General features: G+C 59.1%; 19 protein-coding genes. 9 read left to right on the top strand and 10 right to left on the bottom strand.

Annotated elements, in window-relative coordinates; genetic code table 11:
• Positions 1-163 precede the first annotated feature (163 nt).
• The 8 genes from AACY50_RS10260 to AACY50_RS10225 all read right to left on the bottom strand — a co-directional run bounded on the left by AACY50_RS10260 (position 164) and on the right by AACY50_RS10225 (position 10509).
• Positions 164-2722, bottom strand: a complete 2559-nt coding sequence (locus tag AACY50_RS10260; protein ID WP_339538528.1) for a LuxR C-terminal-related transcriptional regulator — start codon at positions 2720-2722, stop codon at positions 164-166.
• A 139-nt stretch (positions 2723-2861) separates the two neighbouring features.
• On the bottom strand, positions 2862-4229 hold the full coding sequence (locus AACY50_RS10255; RefSeq protein WP_339432034.1) for a DUF1329 domain-containing protein: 1368 nt from the start codon (positions 4227-4229) through the stop codon (positions 2862-2864).
• 23 nt (positions 4230-4252) lie between these two features.
• Positions 4253-6046 (bottom strand): DUF1302 domain-containing protein, encoded by a 1794-nt coding sequence (locus AACY50_RS10250; RefSeq protein ID WP_339465826.1) that lies wholly within the window; start codon positions 6044-6046, stop codon positions 4253-4255.
• Between the two features lie 515 nt (positions 6047-6561).
• On the bottom strand, positions 6562-7473 hold the full coding sequence (locus AACY50_RS10245; protein WP_339432032.1) for an SDR family oxidoreductase: 912 nt from the start codon (positions 7471-7473) through the stop codon (positions 6562-6564).
• 157 nt (positions 7474-7630) lie between these two features.
• The gene (locus tag AACY50_RS10240; RefSeq protein ID WP_339432031.1) at positions 7631-8533 is read right to left on the bottom strand and encodes an alpha/beta fold hydrolase; all 903 of its coding nucleotides are present in this window, start codon (positions 8531-8533) and stop codon (positions 7631-7633) included.
• Positions 8533-9315 (bottom strand): class II aldolase/adducin family protein, encoded by a 783-nt coding sequence (locus AACY50_RS10235; RefSeq protein ID WP_221730000.1) that lies wholly within the window; start codon positions 9313-9315, stop codon positions 8533-8535. The genes AACY50_RS10240 and AACY50_RS10235 overlap by 1 nt, the downstream gene beginning before the upstream one ends.
• Positions 9316-9446: 131 nt before the next feature.
• Complete coding sequence (locus AACY50_RS10230; protein WP_339538527.1) at positions 9447-10133, bottom strand: LrgB family protein; 687 nt, start codon at positions 10131-10133, stop codon at positions 9447-9449.
• Complete coding sequence (locus AACY50_RS10225; RefSeq protein WP_339432029.1) at positions 10123-10509, bottom strand: CidA/LrgA family protein; 387 nt, start codon at positions 10507-10509, stop codon at positions 10123-10125. Before AACY50_RS10225 ends, AACY50_RS10230 begins: the two co-directional genes overlap by 11 nt.
• A gap of 95 nt (positions 10510-10604) precedes the next feature.
• On the opposite strand from AACY50_RS10225, the gene AACY50_RS10220 reads away from it, so the two are divergent.
• Positions 10605-11492, top strand: a complete 888-nt coding sequence (locus AACY50_RS10220) for a LysR family transcriptional regulator (RefSeq protein ID WP_339432028.1) — start codon at positions 10605-10607, stop codon at positions 11490-11492.
• Here the strand turns inward: AACY50_RS10220 and AACY50_RS10215 are convergent.
• The gene (locus AACY50_RS10215; RefSeq protein WP_339432027.1) at positions 11482-11937 is read right to left on the bottom strand and encodes a flavodoxin; all 456 of its coding nucleotides are present in this window, start codon (positions 11935-11937) and stop codon (positions 11482-11484) included. The genes AACY50_RS10220 and AACY50_RS10215 overlap by 11 nt on opposite strands.
• A gap of 153 nt (positions 11938-12090) precedes the next feature.
• On the opposite strand from AACY50_RS10215, the gene AACY50_RS10210 reads away from it, so the two are divergent.
• Entirely contained in the window at positions 12091-12549 is a 459-nt protein-coding gene (locus AACY50_RS10210; RefSeq protein WP_339538526.1) for a PAS domain-containing protein, read from the top strand.
• A 72-nt stretch (positions 12550-12621) separates the two neighbouring features.
• Positions 12622-13227 (top strand): hypothetical protein, encoded by a 606-nt coding sequence (locus tag AACY50_RS10205; protein ID WP_339432025.1) that lies wholly within the window; start codon positions 12622-12624, stop codon positions 13225-13227.
• Between the two features lie 18 nt (positions 13228-13245).
• On the opposite strand, the gene AACY50_RS10200 is transcribed toward AACY50_RS10205, so the two are convergent.
• Positions 13246-14205 (bottom strand): MerR family transcriptional regulator, encoded by a 960-nt coding sequence (locus AACY50_RS10200; protein WP_339538525.1) that lies wholly within the window; start codon positions 14203-14205, stop codon positions 13246-13248.
• 213 nt (positions 14206-14418) lie between these two features.
• Here AACY50_RS10200 and AACY50_RS10195 point away from each other — a divergent pair, with 213 nt between their 5' ends.
• The 6 genes from AACY50_RS10195 to AACY50_RS10170 all read left to right on the top strand — a co-directional run bounded on the left by AACY50_RS10195 (position 14419) and on the right by AACY50_RS10170 (position 17497).
• Positions 14419-14994, top strand: coding sequence for an antibiotic biosynthesis monooxygenase (locus tag AACY50_RS10195; RefSeq protein WP_339538524.1), 576 nt, complete (start codon positions 14419-14421; stop codon positions 14992-14994).
• Between the two features lie 110 nt (positions 14995-15104).
• Positions 15105-15815 carry a dihydromonapterin reductase gene (folM, locus tag AACY50_RS10190; RefSeq protein ID WP_339432022.1) on the top strand — a complete coding sequence of 237 codons (711 nt, stop codon included), beginning with the start codon at positions 15105-15107 and terminating at the stop codon, positions 15813-15815.
• Between the two features lie 21 nt (positions 15816-15836).
• The gene (gene folE / locus AACY50_RS10185) at positions 15837-16397 is read left to right on the top strand and encodes a GTP cyclohydrolase I FolE (RefSeq protein WP_339432021.1); all 561 of its coding nucleotides are present in this window, start codon (positions 15837-15839) and stop codon (positions 16395-16397) included.
• Positions 16398-16769 carry a dihydroneopterin triphosphate 2'-epimerase gene (gene folX / locus AACY50_RS10180; RefSeq protein ID WP_339432020.1) on the top strand — a complete coding sequence of 124 codons (372 nt, stop codon included), beginning with the start codon at positions 16398-16400 and terminating at the stop codon, positions 16767-16769.
• A gap of 100 nt (positions 16770-16869) precedes the next feature.
• Positions 16870-17166 (top strand): DUF1244 domain-containing protein, encoded by a 297-nt coding sequence (locus AACY50_RS10175; protein WP_339432019.1) that lies wholly within the window; start codon positions 16870-16872, stop codon positions 17164-17166.
• Entirely contained in the window at positions 17159-17497 is a 339-nt protein-coding gene (locus AACY50_RS10170) for a HopJ type III effector protein (RefSeq protein ID WP_339432018.1), read from the top strand. The genes AACY50_RS10175 and AACY50_RS10170 overlap by 8 nt, the downstream gene beginning before the upstream one ends.
• Positions 17498-17780: the final 283 nt, after the last annotated feature.

Raw genomic sequence — 17780 nt, 5'->3', positions numbered from 1 at the left:
GGTCCACGATCAAGAAATGACATTGCGCCACTTCGATTGCGAGCAAGTTATCGAATATAAACAGCGAACAAAATCCAACAGCCGTTACTGCAAGTTTTCAAACGTCATAAAACATCTCAGACAAACGCCAAAATAAATAATCCTCCATTTGACTGTCACAAATTCAACTTAGATCGAGACCCAACAGCTTTGCACTTGCCACCGCTTGAGTTCTTCGTTCGACACCCAACTTTCCGTGTATACGCCTGGCATGAGTCTTTACGGTATGTAGCGAAATAAACAGTTCATCTGCAATCTGTTGATTGGAATAGCCTTTGGCGATCAGTCGTAAAACTTCAAGTTCTCGCTGGCTCAGCACGCCGTAGTTGCTTAATGTCTGCGCGGCTGCATCTTCAGCGATCTTGTTATTCAGTGCCTGCAACACGTTCGGCTGGCGCAATTCCAGTTCACGCAACGCCTGGTGCAGGCCGTGATGAGCAACCAATTCAAGGCCCTGCTGCAAATAGTGTTGCGCGCCGGCCTGATCGCACTGCAGAAAGGCAACTTCGGCCAACGCCAGGAGCAAGTCAGTTTCGAGGGCGACCATTCTGCACTGCTTCGCGTCCGCCAATAACTGCTCAAGGCGGATGATCGGATTATTGGCGATGCGCAGACCCGTTTGCGCCAGGATCAGCAGGTATTCAACCCGTGGAATCAACTCGATGGTCGCCGGCGGTGCCTGCAATGCACCGGCCCCTTGATAGTGACGCAGCAGACGCGCCATCGCCTCGTTGGCCAGTTCGGCACGCCCTTGCTGAAGCCACAACAGACTGCTGATCTGCAACAACACCCCACGATAGACAGTCTCCGGAATCTGCCGCTGCTGCATCAGCCGCTGTGCATCGCGCAACCAGACAAATGCGCCTTCAAAATCCGCCTGATTGGCCGCCAGTTGTGCCTGCCCCAGATAGCCATACAAGACCCGCTTGTCATGGTTGCGCTTGCAATCGTCGAGGCCGGACTGAAAAAAAGCGGCCGCCAGGGCATCCTGCCCCTGACTGAGAGCCAGACGCCCCCGACGCAGTGCAATCCTGCCCAATAGCGGCGTCCGTGGATCCGGTCGTCTGCCGAGCAGAGCGTGCACTGCGGCCAACAGACATTCGGCCCGCGCCGCCGCGCCACGCTGCTCCAGTATTTGTGCATGATCGAGCTCAAGCAGCGCCTCGAAAACCAGCGAATTTTGCGCCCGCGCCAGACACAGCGCCTGCCGATTGTGGGCGTAGGCCACATCCAGCGCCCCTCTCAAGAGCGCCTGTTGCGTCACCCCCGACAAACACATCACCCGCGCCATCCAGTGGTCGTCGTCGAGCGAATCCAGCGCCTCGGAAAAATGACCCTGAGCGCAAGTCATCTGCCCTTCCAGATGCAGCAGCCAGCCATTCAAGGTTTGCCAGCGCGCAATCAGTTGCCGCTCGAGCGTGGCCGAAGGCTGTGGCATGAACCTCGCCAGGTGCGCGATGCACTGCGTGGCCTGTTCGAACCGGCCGGCAAACAACAGCGCTGCGCTGATCAGCCCGACCAACTGCGGTGATCCCAAGGTCAATCCTTCGCCCTGAGATTCATGCAGGCGCAACAACAGCACCACCGTTTGCTCTTCAAAAAGATGCTCGAAGTTGAAATGCTGCAACAGGCTCACTGCCGTTTCGAATTCCTCGGCAAGCAACGCCTGCTCGAAAGCCGAACGCCAATCACCGGTAGCGGCGAACCATTGGCACGCCCGACGATGCCATGAACGAGACGCGGGCCAATGTTCATCGCGCATCACCTGCGCCAAAGGCGCGAATATCTGTAGCCACTGCGACGATTCATTCCATGGCTCGATAAAGCAACCCAGCGTTTGCAGCGTTCGCAGGTAATCAGCCCCCTCACCGGCACCGAACAAGTGTTCACACAGTTCAGCGTTGAAACGCGGCAAATTCGCCAGTACCCGCCAGACTTCCGCCAGCTCCGGCGTCAAACCGCTGAACAGTTCGTGCTGCAGATAATCAAGCAAGGTTTCCACACGTTGCTGCGGTTGGGTGCTTTGCGACCAGTCGCATTTTTGCAGCAACGTCATTCGCACTCCGGCGCACCAGCCACCGGTGCGATGAACAATCCGTCCAGCCACATTGGCGGCCTGCTCGGCTGACAAGTGTTTCAGTGCCTGGGCGATCTCGTCCTGGGTCAGCGCCAGCGTCGGGCTTTCGCATTCATACAATTCGTCGTCCAGCAACAGCCGCGGCCAGTTGCATTGCGGACGCCGGCGAGAGCCGATCCACCAGGTCAATGCGGGGCTGCTGATTGTCAGCAAACGGTCGAGCAAGGCATCGAGTGACGGATCCGGCAAACGGCTGTAATCGTCGATGAACAGCCAGGTTGGTGCCTCCCAATGAGTCAATGCCGCGATCAGACCAGCCTCATCCGTGTCGGTCAGGCCCAGCGCTGCAGTCAATCGATGGCACATCTCGCCGTTGCTCAATTGCGCACCTGCCAGTGGCAACCAGAGCACCTTATACGTCGCGGGCGCCTGAAGCAGGCATTCGGTAAGCAGCGCACTTTTTCCGCTACCGGGGGGCGCACAGATCAGCCTGACCCGCGCCATCGACTCAAGCAGTGGTTCGCTCAATCGCAAACGTGGCTGGTGATGGGAAGACAGTCTGGGCAGGAAACCGGGGCGATCCAGACACGGCGTCATGGCGGTCATCGGGTGAGCCTTCTTATTGTTTTGCAGCCACCCTAGCCCTCTGCTGTCAGCTTGTTGATAAATATTCAGCGCGCTGATTGGCAGCCATAAAAAAGGCGACCGTGCGGTCGCCTTTTGTACAGCCGTTGTATCACAAACGTTACCGCACACCCGCTGCGCGCAGGGCCGATGGTGTGTAGTCGGCAGCCTTGGCCTCGAAGCCGAATTCGAAGCTGTGTTTCTCTTCGTTCTTCATCCCCAGGGCAATGTACCGGCCGGCAATGATGTCGTAGAGCGCTTCCAGAGTGTAGGCCTGCGTCTGGTGATCGTAGTAGTACTGAGCGTGACCTTCGGCGACCCGCCACAGTTGGCCGCGACCGTCGTAATGGTCAGCGAGCGCCACCTGCCAACTGTCCTCATCGATGTACATGTGGCGCTTGGCGTAGATGTGCCGCTCGTTCGGTTTGACCGTACCGATCACCTCCCACACGCGATGCAGTTCATAGCGGGTCAGATCCTGATTGATGTGGCCAGCCTTGACGATGTCGTCGTACTTGAGTTTCGGCGAATCGAGCTTGTAGCTGTTGTAAGGAATGTACATTTCCTTCTTGCCCACCAGTTTCCAGTCGTAACGATCCGGGGCGCCGGAGAACATGTCGAAGTTGTCCGAGGTGCGCAGACCGTCCGCGGCGGTGCCCGGCCCGTCATAGGCCACTTGCGGCGCGCGGCGTACCCGACGCTGACCGGCGTTGTAGACCCACGCCAGACGCGGCTCCTTCACCTGATCGAGCGTCTCGTGAACCAGCAGCACGTTGCCGGCCAGACGTGCCGGCGCGGTGACTGACTGCTTGAAAAAGGTCAGGACGTTGGCGGCTTTTTCCGGATCGATATCTTTCATCAGTTGCGGCACGGCGATCTCTTCTTCGAAGCGGATCGGCGTGTAGCTGCCGTTGGTCTGTGGTGTGACCTGAGTGATGATCCGGCGCAGATTCCCGCCGTGGTAACGGGTGATGTGGTTCCACAACACTTCAACGCCGTTCTTCGGAATCGGGAAGGCGTAGTAGCGGTTGCCGGTGAAATTGGCCAGGCCGTTGCCGTCATTGATCGTGGTCACGTTCAGCGCACTGCGTTTGGCCGACTCATAGATCTCAGGCGGTACGGCGACGGTACGGTGGGTGGGGTAAACCGGGATCTTGTAGGTTTGCGGGTAACGCTTGAACATCGCCACCTGACCGTCCGAGAGTTTGTCCTTGTACTGGTCGACATTGGCGGCGGTGATGGTGAACAACGGTTTTTCATTGGCAAACGGGTCAGCCAGGAACCCTTTGCTGTCGACCGCCCCGGCGTTTTTCGGGATGCCACCGGTCCATGCCGGAATCGAGCCATCGGCGTTACCGGCCTTCTCGGCGCCCAGCGGCGTGAGGCTGGTGCCAAGCTTGTTGGCTTCTTGCGGTGACACTGCCGCCATCACGTTGGCCGCCAGCAGGCTCAGGGCCAGGACACCACATTGCAGAATCATTTTGCGCATTGCATTCATCCTTCTCGGGCAGATCAGAAGTTCACGCCGAAACTCAGGGCGACGAAGTCACGGTCTTCGAGGACGTTGTAATCGCCGCCGAAGAAATCGGTGTAACTGAGGCTCGCGGTGTAGGTGTTGCGGTAGTCGGCATCGACGCCGACGCTGATCGCTTTGGCGCCTTCGTTGAACAGGCCATTGGGGCCGTAACCGGCGACGTCATGCGACCACGACAGGTTCGGCTTGAGGTTGACCCCGCCAATCACGTTGGCGTAATCGAGGATGGCCCGGGCGCGGTAGCCCCACGAAGTCGACGTGACGAAGCCATCGGTGTCGCCGCCGAAACCGTATTGGCCGTACACCGAGTCGCGGCCGTAACGCAGCTTGCTGCGCGACTCCAGACCGCCGACCCGCACCACCGCTGCTTCACCGACGACGGTCAGGCGCTGGGCCCCTAATACCTGATCGAAGAAGTGCGTGAGGGTGCTCTGGATCTGGGTGATTTCCTTGCGACGATAGCCCTTGTTGTCAGCACCGGGCGAAGTCGCCAGTGGCGAAGCAGCGCCCCCGGCAATCGGGTTGAGCAACGCCAGGGTCAGGTCGTTGGTGTTGACCTGCACCGGCGCGTTTGGCCGGTAGCTGATCTCGCCGGTCCACGCGGTGCCGGTGGGCAGTGTGGTAGAGAAACTGGCGCCGTACAGACGAATGTCTTCCGGATATTCGAGGTAATACTGACCGCGTCCCAACATCACGCTTTGCGCCAGTCCCGAGCCGCTGCCGGGGGCCAGACCATTGGCGATGCCGACCATGCCCGGCAACGCGGCAAGCGTCGAACGCCCGGCCGTGGTGGTGCCCACCGTCGGCGTGCGGCTGTGGTAGTTCATGAAATAGAGACCGTATTCGGTGTCGTCGCCGAGCCAGCGCAACGCCGTGCCCCACTGCCCCGAATCCCGTGCATCGCGGTCGCCGCCCCGGGGCACCACGACGCCTTCGCGAGTCACCTCAATGCCCTGACCGAAGGCCGTGGTCAACGGCACAAACGGCGCAATCGCCGGGCTGCCGACGGTATACCCGTTGTTGCAACCGTCCGCCGCCACATCGACGCCGAAGAACGTACCGCAGTTGTCGAGGACGGTCTGGTCCCATTCCAGTTGGTAGAAACCTTCGACAGAGAGCTTGTCCGTCAGGCTTTGCGAGCCGAACAGCATGTTCACCGGGATCAGACCTTCCTTGATCTCGGCGCCAGGACGCCGAAACGCCGACACGTCGATCGGGTTGATGCTGTTGATCGAGTTGCCGATGAAGGTACTTTCGCCCCAGCTCACCACTTGCTTGCCTGCACGCACGGTGCCCGGCAAGTCAGCGATGGCGTAGTTGTGATAGACGAACGCATCGAGAATCTGCGCGCCGGAAGACTTCGCGCCCTCCTTGCGCCCCTTGTCGCTGATCTGTTTGAACTCGCGGTCTTCATCCTTGAGTTCGAAGTCGTACCAGTATTTGCCACGCACAAACACCCCGGTGTCGCCGTACTTCAGTTCGAGGTCGTGAATGCCTTTGAAGATTTTCGAAAAGGTTTCGCCCTTCTTGAAATTCAGGCGTCCGTCATCACCCGTCGAAGATTGCCCGGTACCACCATTGACCGTGCCGACCAGCGACTTGTCGGCATCGCGCATGCCCCAGCTCGCACCGACCGACAGTGACGAGTCGAAGGTGCCCTCGATTTCCCCGATGTTGAACGAAACCGCGTGCGCCTGGGCGCAGCAGCCCATAGCCACCGCGGCTGCCAGCGCCTGCGGTGTGAAGATGGCGCGCATTGTTCTTGTTTTCATGCGTCTTCCCCGGTGAGTGACAGAAGGCCCCACCCTACTGCCGGTTGACCGGGTCGATAAGCGCACCAAGGAGGTATTCGCGTTGTCGCTCGAAAGGATGAATGCCCCGGTGGGATGCGCCTTTGCGCGGGCCATGAGTGCGCTGGATAGTCGAACATCATTGCAGCGCATGGTGCATGTGGTACGGGGCAGACTGTTACATGCCCCGTAACAGTTCATGTCCGCAATCGCTATTTTTCCTACAGACTCAAATCCGTATTCTGAGCGGGCTTTCACGGGACACGCCGCAAAGCATTCGGCCTTGGCGCCTTAACCACTCAAGCCATTGCTGACAGATTTCAGATCAACCGAAGGTCTTCGGTTGCTCGCCCCGGTGTTCACTGACGTTGATTTGTAGCTCCTTGATCCAACGTCTTACCTTGGCCGCTGCGTTTGCAGCGGCCTTTTTTATGGGTGACGGGTTTTAGCGGGGAGATGGCAGGGCTGGCGCAGCCCTGCCGATTGTTGCGCAGGGTTCAGAGCGAATATTTCTGCAAATTCGCCATCATTTCCTTCAGCGCCTCAATGTTGTCCTTGGGGTGCGCCGCGCCTTCGAAATCGCAAATCTGCTGCCAGTGCGCCGCGACATCTTCCGGGGAAAATCCAGCACGCGGATCAAACCCGGCCCCCAAACTGCGCTCCCACCGCACCTTGCCCATCCAGCCACCACCGACCTCAAACAGCCCGGAGGTCTCCTGGCACTGTTCACTGGCCAGATACACCACCAACGGACTGACCAGCTCCGGCTTCAGTTGCTCGAATACTTGCGGCGGGATCAGGCCTTCGGTCATGCGCGTGCCGCCAGTCGGGGCGATGGCGTTGACCAGAATGTTGTTCTTGCGGCCCTCGATGGCAAGGGTGCGGGTCAGGCCGTACAGGCCAAGTTTGGCCATGCCGTAGTTGGATTGGCCGAAGTTGCCGTAGATGCCGGAAGTCGACGCGGTGAAGATCACTCGACCGTAGTTTTGTTCACGCAGGTGCGGCCACGCGGCGCGGGTGACTTTGTAGGCGCCTTCGACATGGACGCGGTAAACCAGATCCCAGTCGGCATCGTCCATTTTGTGGAAGGTCTTGTCGCGCAGGATCCCGGCGTTGTTGACCACCACGTCGACGCGGCCAAAGACGTCGAGGGCGTTCTGCACCAGTTTGTCGCCGTCAGTGACCGAGTCGTGGTTGGCTTCGGCGATGCCGCCGGCCTCACGAATTTCTGCCACCACGCGGTCGGCGGCGCTAGCATTGGCGCCTTCGCCCTGGGTCGAGCCTCCGAGGTCATTGACCAGCACTTTGGCGCCCTGTCTGGCGAACAGCAGTGCATGCGCCCGTCCCAGACCGCCACCGGCTCCGGTGACGATCACGACTTTATCTTCGAAACGCACAGACTCATTCATCAGGGCAACTCCAGCAGGCCAAAGGACAGAGAGCCCGAGTGTCAGGCACGGGGCTTTGGGTCACAACGAACACGGCTGAGGCTGAATGATGCGCGATAAGGTGAGGGGATGATGCCAAGCAAGATCAATAGATCGCTGGCGGCGATCCATTGATCTTTCAGGAGCACGCCACTTTGCGCGGCGGCAGCGCCAAACGGTCGCGGAACGCCAGGTAATGCGTGAGCACCTGCACCGGCGCTTCGGTCTGCGGATAGTGACCAATACCCGGCAACAGCACGGTGTCCGCGTCTGCAATCAACTCCCGGTACCGCTCGACCATGTGCGCACCGGAGATCGGATCGACTTCGCCATCGATCACCCGCAACGGGATTTCGCCACGCTGCATGGCCGCCACCCAACGGTCGCGCTGCACGCGACGCTCGGGGATGTAGCCAATCAGCTTGTGCATGATGCGCGGGCCTTGATGGGTGTCGATCAGACTCCAGAAATCATCCAGCTCGCTCTCGCTTGGCCGGGTCTGCGGGCCGAAAATCTGGCCGAAGCTTTTCACCAGCGCGTCTCGGGTGAAGGCGCGACCGATCATCCAGCCTAAAGGGCTGAGCAGCAGTTTTTGCATCAACACCGGGCGGTGGGTTTCCGGGAACAGCCCGCCGTTGAGGAACACGCAACTGGCGACCTTGATGTGCGCCTCGTAATGCCGCGCGAGCAGTTCCTGCGCGACGCTGTCGCCATAGTCATGAGCGAGGAGGTGTACCGGCTGCTCGACCTGCAGATGCGCGAGCAACGCCTGTTGCAGATCGGCTTGTTCCAGCAGGCTGTAGCGGTGATTGACCGGTTTGGCCGAGTCGCCGAAACCGAGCATGTCACAGGCGATCACGCGATACCGTTGAGCCAGTGGCTGCCACAGGTAATGCCAATCCCAACTGGCGGTCGGGAAACCATGGATCAGCAGCAGCGGCTCACCCTGCCCCGCCGTCCAGTAACGGATCGACTGACCACCAAAAACAAAGGTCTGGCTGCGCTTGCGCCAGACACACAACGGAATCTCGGCAAGAGGCATCAGAGTTGATATCCAGGGTTCTGTTTATCGAGTTTGCGCAGCAATGCCGGCCACGCCAGCGCGCCGCCCATGCCTTGAGCACTTTTGGTGACGCCGGCGATCATCGCTTTGGCGCCCGCCAGAACCTGCGGTTCGATGGCAATGAGTTCAGCGCCGCCGGTCTGCGCCATCACCTGAATGTCGCAGGCACGCTGGAAGGTGAACATCATCAGAAAAGTGTCAGCGATAGTGCCGCCACAGGTCAGCAGACCGTGGTTGTGCAGCATGAGGAAATGGTTATCGCCGAGGTCGGCCTGCAAGCGCGCCTTCTCCTCGTGATTGAGGGCCACGCCTTCATAGGCGTGATAAGCGAGGCTGGACAGGACAAACAGCGATTGCTGACTGATCGGCAGCACACCCTGCTTTTGCGCCGACACCGCAACCCCCGAGGCCGTGTGCGTATGCAGCACGCAAACCACATCGTGTCGAACTTCGTGCACGGCGCTGTGGATGGTGTAACCGGCGGGGTTGATTTCGTAAGGACTGTCCATGAGTTTGTTGCCGGCCTGATCGACTTTCACCAGGCTTGATGCGGTGATCTCGTGGAACATCAGGCCAAACGGATTGATCAGGAAATCTTCGGTGCCCGGCACCTTGGCCGAAATGTGCGTGAAGATCAGATCATCCCAGCCATGCAGCGCGACCAGACGATAGCAGGCGGCGAGATCGACTCGGGTCTGCCATTCCGCAGCGCTGACCTGATCTTTGACATTTAGGGACGATTGGACGGGGGCTACGCTCACTGTATGCACCTCTGCGTTCTTATTGTTCTGCACGTGTGAGCAGTCTAGTCAGGCGCAGGCCATCGCGTAGTTGCATTGGCAGCCAGCTTGATGACTGAACGAGTCAGCCCGGCAAACAGCTTGGATCCGTGTCAAAGCAACGACGCCAACAAAGGGGCGGCGAACAGATTGAGCAACCCGGTGAGGACCATCACCAGACCCGCCACCGAACCCTCCTCACCGCCCACTTCATGGGCGCGGCTGACACCGGCGCCATGGGCACCGACACCGAACAGGGCGCCACGGGCCAAGGCACTGCGCAATGGCAACCACTTCAAAAGAACGCCACCGAGCATCGCGCCAAACACCCCGGTAAACATCACGAACACCGCCGTCAATTCCGGCACACCACCGAGATCCTGAGCCAGCGGCATGGCGAATGGCGTGGTGATCGAGCGCGGCACCAGCGACATCGTTACCGAACTGTCCAGTGCCAGTGCCTTGGCCAGTGCGAACGAGGTGGCGATTGATGCCGTGCTGCCAGCCACCATGCCGAGCATCAATGCAGGCCAGTGCCGCATCAACAGATGCCGCTGCTGCCAGATCGGCACGGCGAAGGCGACTGTCACCGGGCCGAGCACCCGCATCAACCAATGGGTGTTGCTGGAATACTCGGCGTAAGCGGTGTGCAGCGGCACGGCGAGCGCCAGCAGCAGCGTTGGTACCAGAATCAGCGGCGACAGCAGGTAACGGCCGGTGCGCCGATAAATCCAGCGGCTGAACAAGTACGCCAGCAGGGTGAATGCGAGCCAGAACATCGGCATCAATTCAAGCTTCATGGGACCGCCTCAGGCGCACGGCCCATTCCACGGTGAACGCCGTCACCAGCATGACCATCAACGTGCTGGCGGCGATCACCAACAGAATCCGCCAACCGTCATTGCGCAGCAGCGCCCCATAATCAAGCAGGCTCATCAGCGCCGGGATGAAGAACAGCAGCATCTCCGCCATCAGCAGCCCCGCGCCCAATTGCAATGCCGCCGGTTTGACCCAGCCAAAGGCGAACGCCAGCAGCAACAGCGCCATGCCGATCACGCCACCGGGAATCGGCCACGCCAGCCAAGCGGCGAGTTGGCAGCCAAGCAGGTAGAGACCGAGCAGCACGGCCAGTTCGACAACAAGGCGGGAAAGGTACTTGAGGGTTGCGGCGTTCATGGCTTTGCTCCTGACAGGGGCTTATTTTACGAACCGAGCACCCATCCCAGAAGCGAATTGTTAGACTCCAAGCCATTCCAAAAAGGAATCAGGCTATGGAATTCAAACAACTGCGCAGTTTTGTCGAAGTCATGCATCAGGGCGGTTTTACCCAGGCCGCGAAAACCCTGCACATCAGCCAATCGGCCGTGAGCAAACAAGTCGCGCAACTCGAACAAAGCCTGGGCACCCCGTTGCTCGAACGGCTGGGTTCGCAGTTGCGCCTGACCACCGCCGGCAGCGTGGTGTTGCAACGAGCCGAGGGCATGCTGCGCTTGCGCAACGAATTGCTCAGCGAACTCGACGACCTCAGCCATCTGGCCCGTGGCGAATTGCGCCTGGGCCTGCCGCTGTTGGGCAGTGACACGTTGTTCGCCGGGCTGTTTGCCGAATACCGTCGGCGCTATCCGAATATCAAGATCCAATTACTTGAAGGCGGTAGCCGCCATATTGAGCAAGCCGTGTTGAGTGCAGAACTGGAATTGGGCGGCAGTTTGTTGCCCAAGGATGCGCAGTTCGACTATCAGCCGTTCTGCGATGAGAAGCTCGATGCACTGTTGCCGAGGGATCATCCGTTGGCTGAGCGGGGCGAAATCGGTCTGGAAGAATTGGCCGATACGCCGTTTCTGCTGTATCAGCGCAGTTTTGTGCTCAATGATCGCTTGCTCCAGGCGTGCCAGCAGATGGGCTTCACACCGAAGGAAGGCGGACGCAGTGGGCAGGCGGATTTTCTGGTGTCACTGGTGGCCGCCGGGCAAGGCGTGGTGTTGCTGCCCAGCGTGGTCGCGCGGGGTCTGGTGCGGCCAGGCGTCGTGCGCCTGACCTTGAAAGCACCGGACTCGCTTCGCTGGGATATCGTTTTCATTTGGCGTCAGGGCGCCTATCTGTCGAAAGCGGCGCAAGCCTGGCTTTCTCTGCTGCGCGAGCGACCAATCAGCCCTTGAGCGCGCCGATGAACTCAGCCAGCCAAGGCTCGGCGTCGGTTTCCGGGGTCACGCTTTCGCTGGCGTCGATGCGCAGCATCTCCTGCACTTCGCGCACGCCCAGTTCGCCGAACAGTTCGCGCATCTGCTCGCCGCCGCCGCAGAAGGTGTCGCCGTAACTGGCGTCGCCCAACGCAATCACCGCCCCCGGCAAACCGCGCCAGGCAGCGGGTAATTGGTCACGAAGGGCCGAATACAACGGCTGCAGGTTGTCCGGCAACTCGCCCATGCCGGTGGTCGAGGTCACCGCCAGCAGCGCTTGAGGGCCAAAAGACTGAAGGTCCGTCAGGCTGGCGCGCGAGTTGTAGAAGGTTTCAAAGCCGGCGGCTTTCAGCAGATTCTGGGCGTGGCGGGCGACTTCTTCGGCGGTGCCGTAGACCGAACCGGAGAGGATGGCGACTTTCATCAATCTGATCCTGGAGCTGAAAAAAAGAGCGCCGATATTAACAGCCTGAGCCGTGAAGTTGCGATTAACTCCCAATAAGCGCCAATGACCTATAGACAGCCTCCGCCGATCTTCTAGAATGCCCGTCACAGACACCTCTGAAAGGATTCAAAGATGATCAACGCCAGCCTGCTGCAAATGGTAATCAACGCATCGAACGATGGAATTGTGGTCGCGGAAAAGGAAGGCGAACAGGACAACATCCTGATTTACGTCAACCCGGCCTTCGAGCGCTTGACCGGTTACGCCAGCGAGGAAATCCTCTATCAAGACTGTCGCTTTCTGCAATCCGGAGACAGGGATCAGGAAAACCTGACACTGATTCGCGAAGCGCTGCGCAATAGCGGATCTTGCCGGGAAATCTTGCGCAACTATCGCAAGGACGGCACACCGTTCTGGAATGAACTGTCGCTTTCAACGGTTAAAAACGCCGATGACGGACAAACCTATTTCGTCGGTGTTCAAAAAGATGTGACGGTTCAGGTCAAGGCCCAGCAACGCGTTGCGCAATTGGAAGTACAGGTCGCCGCACTCAAAGCCGAACTGGCTGAACTGAAAGCGACAAACGGTTAAAACAAAACAGCGAACCAATTGTCATTAACTACAATCACCAAAGACTTTGTAACTATTCCTTTCGAGTCCGCCATGCAACGCGACGCCCTCCTCACTCAGGATGAGCTGGATTTCATCCAGACCATGCAACACAACCCGCAATTGAATGTGCGGGATGCGACGTCGAGCCTGCTGGTGAATGGTGGTTCGCAGATCCGTGACTTGCTCACGCGTCTGGCCGCTCACGAACAGGTCACCATCCAGGCCAACTTCGAAAATCAGCAGATGACCTTCCCGCTGCATTTGGTGGAGGACGAGTTTCACGCGCTGCATCTGCGCCTCGGCGTACCTAGCATTTACGAAGACGGCCCGATGGTTCGCCCATGGCGACTGGCTCTTGAAGAACCGGTGGCACTGGAGAACGCCAAAGGCCAGCCGGGCCCGCTGTGGGTACACGAGATCTCGCACAAAGGCGTATTGCTGGAAGTGCGCAACAAAACCAAACCGCCCAAGCATTTCGCTCTGTGGTTCAGCCCATCGGGTTATGAGCGGATTTCATTGCGTGGCCATTTCGAACGAGAAACCGAGCAAGGTTTCTTCGCCTACGAACTGAGCCAGACCGATGCCGATGAAACCGAACGTCTGCGCCAGTTCATCCTGCAACAACATCGCCTGACACATCCGGCCCTGCACACCTGAGCCTTTAAAACCTGGCCTTCAGGTATCCAGCGTGCCCGCCAGAAACTGCGTCAGCCGCTGAAACATTGTCGCCCCTTCATTACCAATGCAACCGATTGACGTTCCAGCCAGGCTCTCCTGCGCCAGATCGGAGGCATCCCCCGCCAGCAGCACCTGACAATCAAGGCTCAACGCCAGCCGGCTCAAGCGTCGCGGAAGGTCGGCGCTCGGTGCGTGGTTGGAAAACAATACCAGTACGTCAGGCCGGGTCCGTTCGCAGACCAGGGTGAGTTCATCGAACGGCTGGCCGGTGGTCAGCACGCGGATCCCTGAGCCATTACCACTCAGGAACAGTGCCGTCACCAGCAGTTCCAGCTCTCGGCATTGTCCGGCCAAGGCACTGACAATCACCCTGCGCGGTTTCGAGCCGCGCAGCATGACGATCCGCTGCAATACCCGCGCTCTGAGAAACCCATCGAAGAACAGCCATTCGCTGGTTTGCCCAAAAGCATCTTGTCGCTGCAGCAGTTGCAGCCACAAGGGCATCAGAATGTCCTGGAACACGACGGGCAACGTATAAGAAGAAAAGATCTGACCGTAGACCAGATCCAGTTGCTGATCATCGAACGAACTGATCGCATCCTGCAGTTGCACCTGCCATTGCAGATAATCGGCCTGCACCCGATCGTCGGGGATGATGGGCGCCAGCACTTTCAACGGCTCGGTCTTGGCCAGAATCTTGCCGACTTTGCTGACGGACACACCACGATCGATCCAGTCGAGAATGCTGCGAACGCGCTCGATATCGGCCATCGAATACAAGCGATGCCCACTTTCGGTGCGTGTTGGTTGAATCAAACCATAGCGCCGCTCCCATGCACGCAACGTGACCGGGTTAACGCCGGTCAATCGTGCGACTTCACGTATGGGGAACAGATCTTCACATTCCAGCGCAATGGATGCCTGCGAAGCAGGGCTTTTGTCCGTGATGACAGACATAAGACAATCAACTTCCTTGTTGGCGAATTGGATCCTATTCTAACCTTGATGGAGCATTAAGATTCAAGCGATGAACAGCGACCAAAGTCGCTGGTTAAATCGGTAAAATCCGGAATATTCCTTGCATACTGTAAAACGCTGGCCACTACCCCCGGCCCTGCGTCAGGCGAAACTCCTACCCGGAGCGACGCACTCGAAATACGGAGATATACAATGTCTACTTCCCCCGTCACGCTGATGGTTGCGCGTCGCGTCGCCGATGGACGCTATCAGGATCTGATCGCCTGGCTGCGCGAAGGTGAACAACTGGCCACCGACTTCCCCGGTTATCTCGGCTCCGGTGTGCTCGCTCCACCGCCCGGCGATAACGAGTTTCAAATCATTTTCCGGTTTGCCGATGAGCACACACTGCATGCGTGGGAGCATTCGGCCTCGCGTACTGCCTGGCTGGATCGTGGCAGCGACCTGTTTGCGCACCCGAAGGAGCATCGCGTCAGCGGCATTGAGGGCTGGTTCGGCGCCGATGCGATCAGCCAGCGCCCGCCACGCTGGAAACAGGCTGTCGCGATCTGGCTGGCGTTCTTCCCGGTATCGCTGCTGTTCAACTTTGTCCTCGGTCCGCTGCTCAGTGAAATGAGCCTGCTGCCGCGGATGCTGATCAGCACGGCATGCCTGACGCCGCTGATGGTTTATTTCTTTATTCCATTGTCGACCCGATTACTGGCAAATTGGTTGAACCGCACGCCAGCGCGCCCCTTGCCGGTTACCCCTTGCGCCCAAAATCGCTGATCCTTCTGGGGGAGCGGGCTTGCTCGAACCCACCTGAAGTCGGTTCTGCAATAGGTGGGTCGCTCGTGTCGCTGTTATAGTTTTTACTTCAACCGCGACGCGAGCCGTACATGACCACAACCTCCGCCCCGATCCTCATCACCGGCGCCGGCCAGCGTGTCGGCCTGCATTGCGCGCAGCGTTTGCTTGAAGATGGCCACGCTGTGATCTTCAGTTACCGCAGCGAACGTCCCGGCGTGCAAGTGCTGCGTGATCTGGGCGCCATCGGCGTGTTCGCGGATTTTTCCAGCGAAGCCGGCATACTCGCCTTCATCGCCGAACTGAAAACCCACACCGACAGCCTGCGGGCAATCGTACACAACGCCTCCGAATGGCTGGCCGAAACCCCGGACAACGGAGCCGAAGCGTTCACACGCCTGTTCAACCTGCACATGCTCGCGCCCTATCTGATCAACCTGCATTGCGCCGATCTGCTCACGCTATCGACGCCTGCGGACATCATCCACATCAGCGATGATGTCACCCGCAAGGGCAGCAGCAAGCACATCGGTTACTGCGCCACAAAGGCCGGGCTCGACAGCCTGACCTTGTCGTTCGCCGCTCGCTATGCGCCGGCGATCAAGGTCAACGGCATCGCCCCTGCCCTGCTATCGTTCAATCCCGACGACGACGCGGCGTACCGCGCCAAAGCGCTGGCCAAATCCGCGCTGGGTATCGAACCCGGCAGTGAAGTGATCTATCAGAGCCTGCGCTACCTGCTCGACAACCCGTATGTCACCGGTACGACCCTGACCGTCAACGGCGGACGGCACGTCAAATAACAACGCCCGCGAGGATGTTCGATGACCCGCTCCCTGCCCGAGCATTACCGCGACATACTGATCGGTCTTGGTGAAGATCCCGAACGCGAAGGACTGCGAGACACGCCGCTACGCGCAGCCAAGGCCATGCAATACCTGTGTCACGGCTACGAACAGAGCGTCGATGAGATCGTCAATGGCGCGCTGTTTGCCTCCGACAGCGACGAGATGATCATCGTCGCCGACATCGAACTGTACTCATTGTGCGAACATCACCTGCTGCCCTTCATCGGCAAGGCCCATGTGGCTTATATTCCGACGGGCAAGGTGCTGGGGTTGTCGAAGATCGGGCGGCTGGTGGACATGTTCGCCCGGCGCCTGCAGATTCAGGAAAACCTCACCCGACAGGTTGCCGATGCGGTGCAGCAAGTCACCGATGCCGCCGGCGTCGCCGTGGTCATTGAGGCCAGACACATGTGCATGATGATGCGCGGTGTCGAGAAACAGAATTCGACCATGAACACCTCGGTCATGCTCGGCGCCTTTCGCGAGTCGAGCAACACCCGCCAGGAGTTCCTGCAATTGATTGGACGGAGCAAGTAAATGGCACAACTTCAACCGGGAATGGCACGCATCCGGGTCAAGGATCTGCGCTTGCGCACCTTTATCGGGATCAACGAGGACGAAATCCTCAACAAGCAGGATGTGCTGATCAACCTCACCATCCTGTACGCGGCGCAGGAAGCAGTGCGCGACAACGACATCGATCACGCGCTGAACTACCGCACCATCACCAAGGCGATCATCGCCCACGTCGAGGGCAACCGCTTCGCGCTGCTCGAACGTCTGACCCAGGAACTACTGGATCTGGTGATGAGTAACGGCTCGGTGCTGTATGCCGAAGTCGAAGTCGACAAGCCGCATGCGCTGCGTTTTGCCGAGTCGGTGTCGATTACCCTTGCGGCAAGCCGCTGAGCTTCAAGCTTCGTGCTGCAAGCGGTAAGCTACAGGCACCCCACCATTGAAATCTTGCAGCTTGAAGCTTGCCGCTCAACGCTGTCTCGCAGAGACCCCCATGACTGATCAACAACGCCTCGAACTCGAAGCCGCCGCCTTCCGCCGGCTGGTCGCCCATCTGGACAGCCGCAAGGACGTGCAGAACATTGACCTGATGAACCTCGCCGGGTTCTGCCGCAACTGCCTGTCGAAGTGGTACAAGGCCGAAGCCGACGAGCGCCAGATCGAGGTCAGCCTCGATGAAGCCCGCGAAGTGGTTTACGGCATGCCGTACGCCGAGTGGAAGTCTCAATTTCAGCAAGAAGCCAGCGCCGAACAACAAGCGGCGTTCGCCAAAGGAAAACCTCATGAGTGATCTGAACACCCTGCGCACCAGCCTCAAGAGCGGCGAGCACCTTTTTGCCGACACCCTGGCCTTCATCGCCGCCGGTTACGACTACCAGCCTCAGGCGTTCAACAACGGCGGCGTGGAAAACGCTGCCGGGCAGAACGAAGGCTCGTGCAAGACCCTCGGTCTGGCGCTGCTGGAAGGCTTTAGCGATGAAGAAGCGCTGCTGGCGTTCGGCGAGCACTACCGCTCGGTGGTGGCGGCGCCTGAAGGCAGCGATCACGGCAATATTCGAGCGCTGATCAACAACGGTCTGGCCGGCGTGAAGTTCGAAACCCAGCCCCTTTGCCGCCGCTGATCCTGCATTGCCAACCCGCGTCCCTTGTGGGAGCAGGCTTGCTCGCGAAAGCGGTGTGCCAGTCACCCAAAATATCGCCTGAAATGACGCCTTCGCGAGCAAGCCCACCCACCTTTGGACTGTGGCGCCTGTGAGTAACGGACACAAAAAAACCGGCCGAACAGACTGTGTGAAAACACACTGATGAAGGCCCAACAAAACGCCCCGACTTGTTCGGGGCGTTTGTTTTTGTGCGGGCAACAGACGAAAAAAGGCCTTTCAGCCCATTAGCGCCATCAACTGG

The organism is Pseudomonas sp. RA_15y_Pfl2_54, from assembly GCF_963971015.1.
GTDB lineage: Bacteria > Pseudomonadota > Gammaproteobacteria > Pseudomonadales > Pseudomonadaceae > Aquipseudomonas > Aquipseudomonas baetica_A.
The sequence above is the reverse complement of the archived record's forward strand: the minus strand, read 5'-3'. Positions and strand labels throughout refer to the sequence as shown.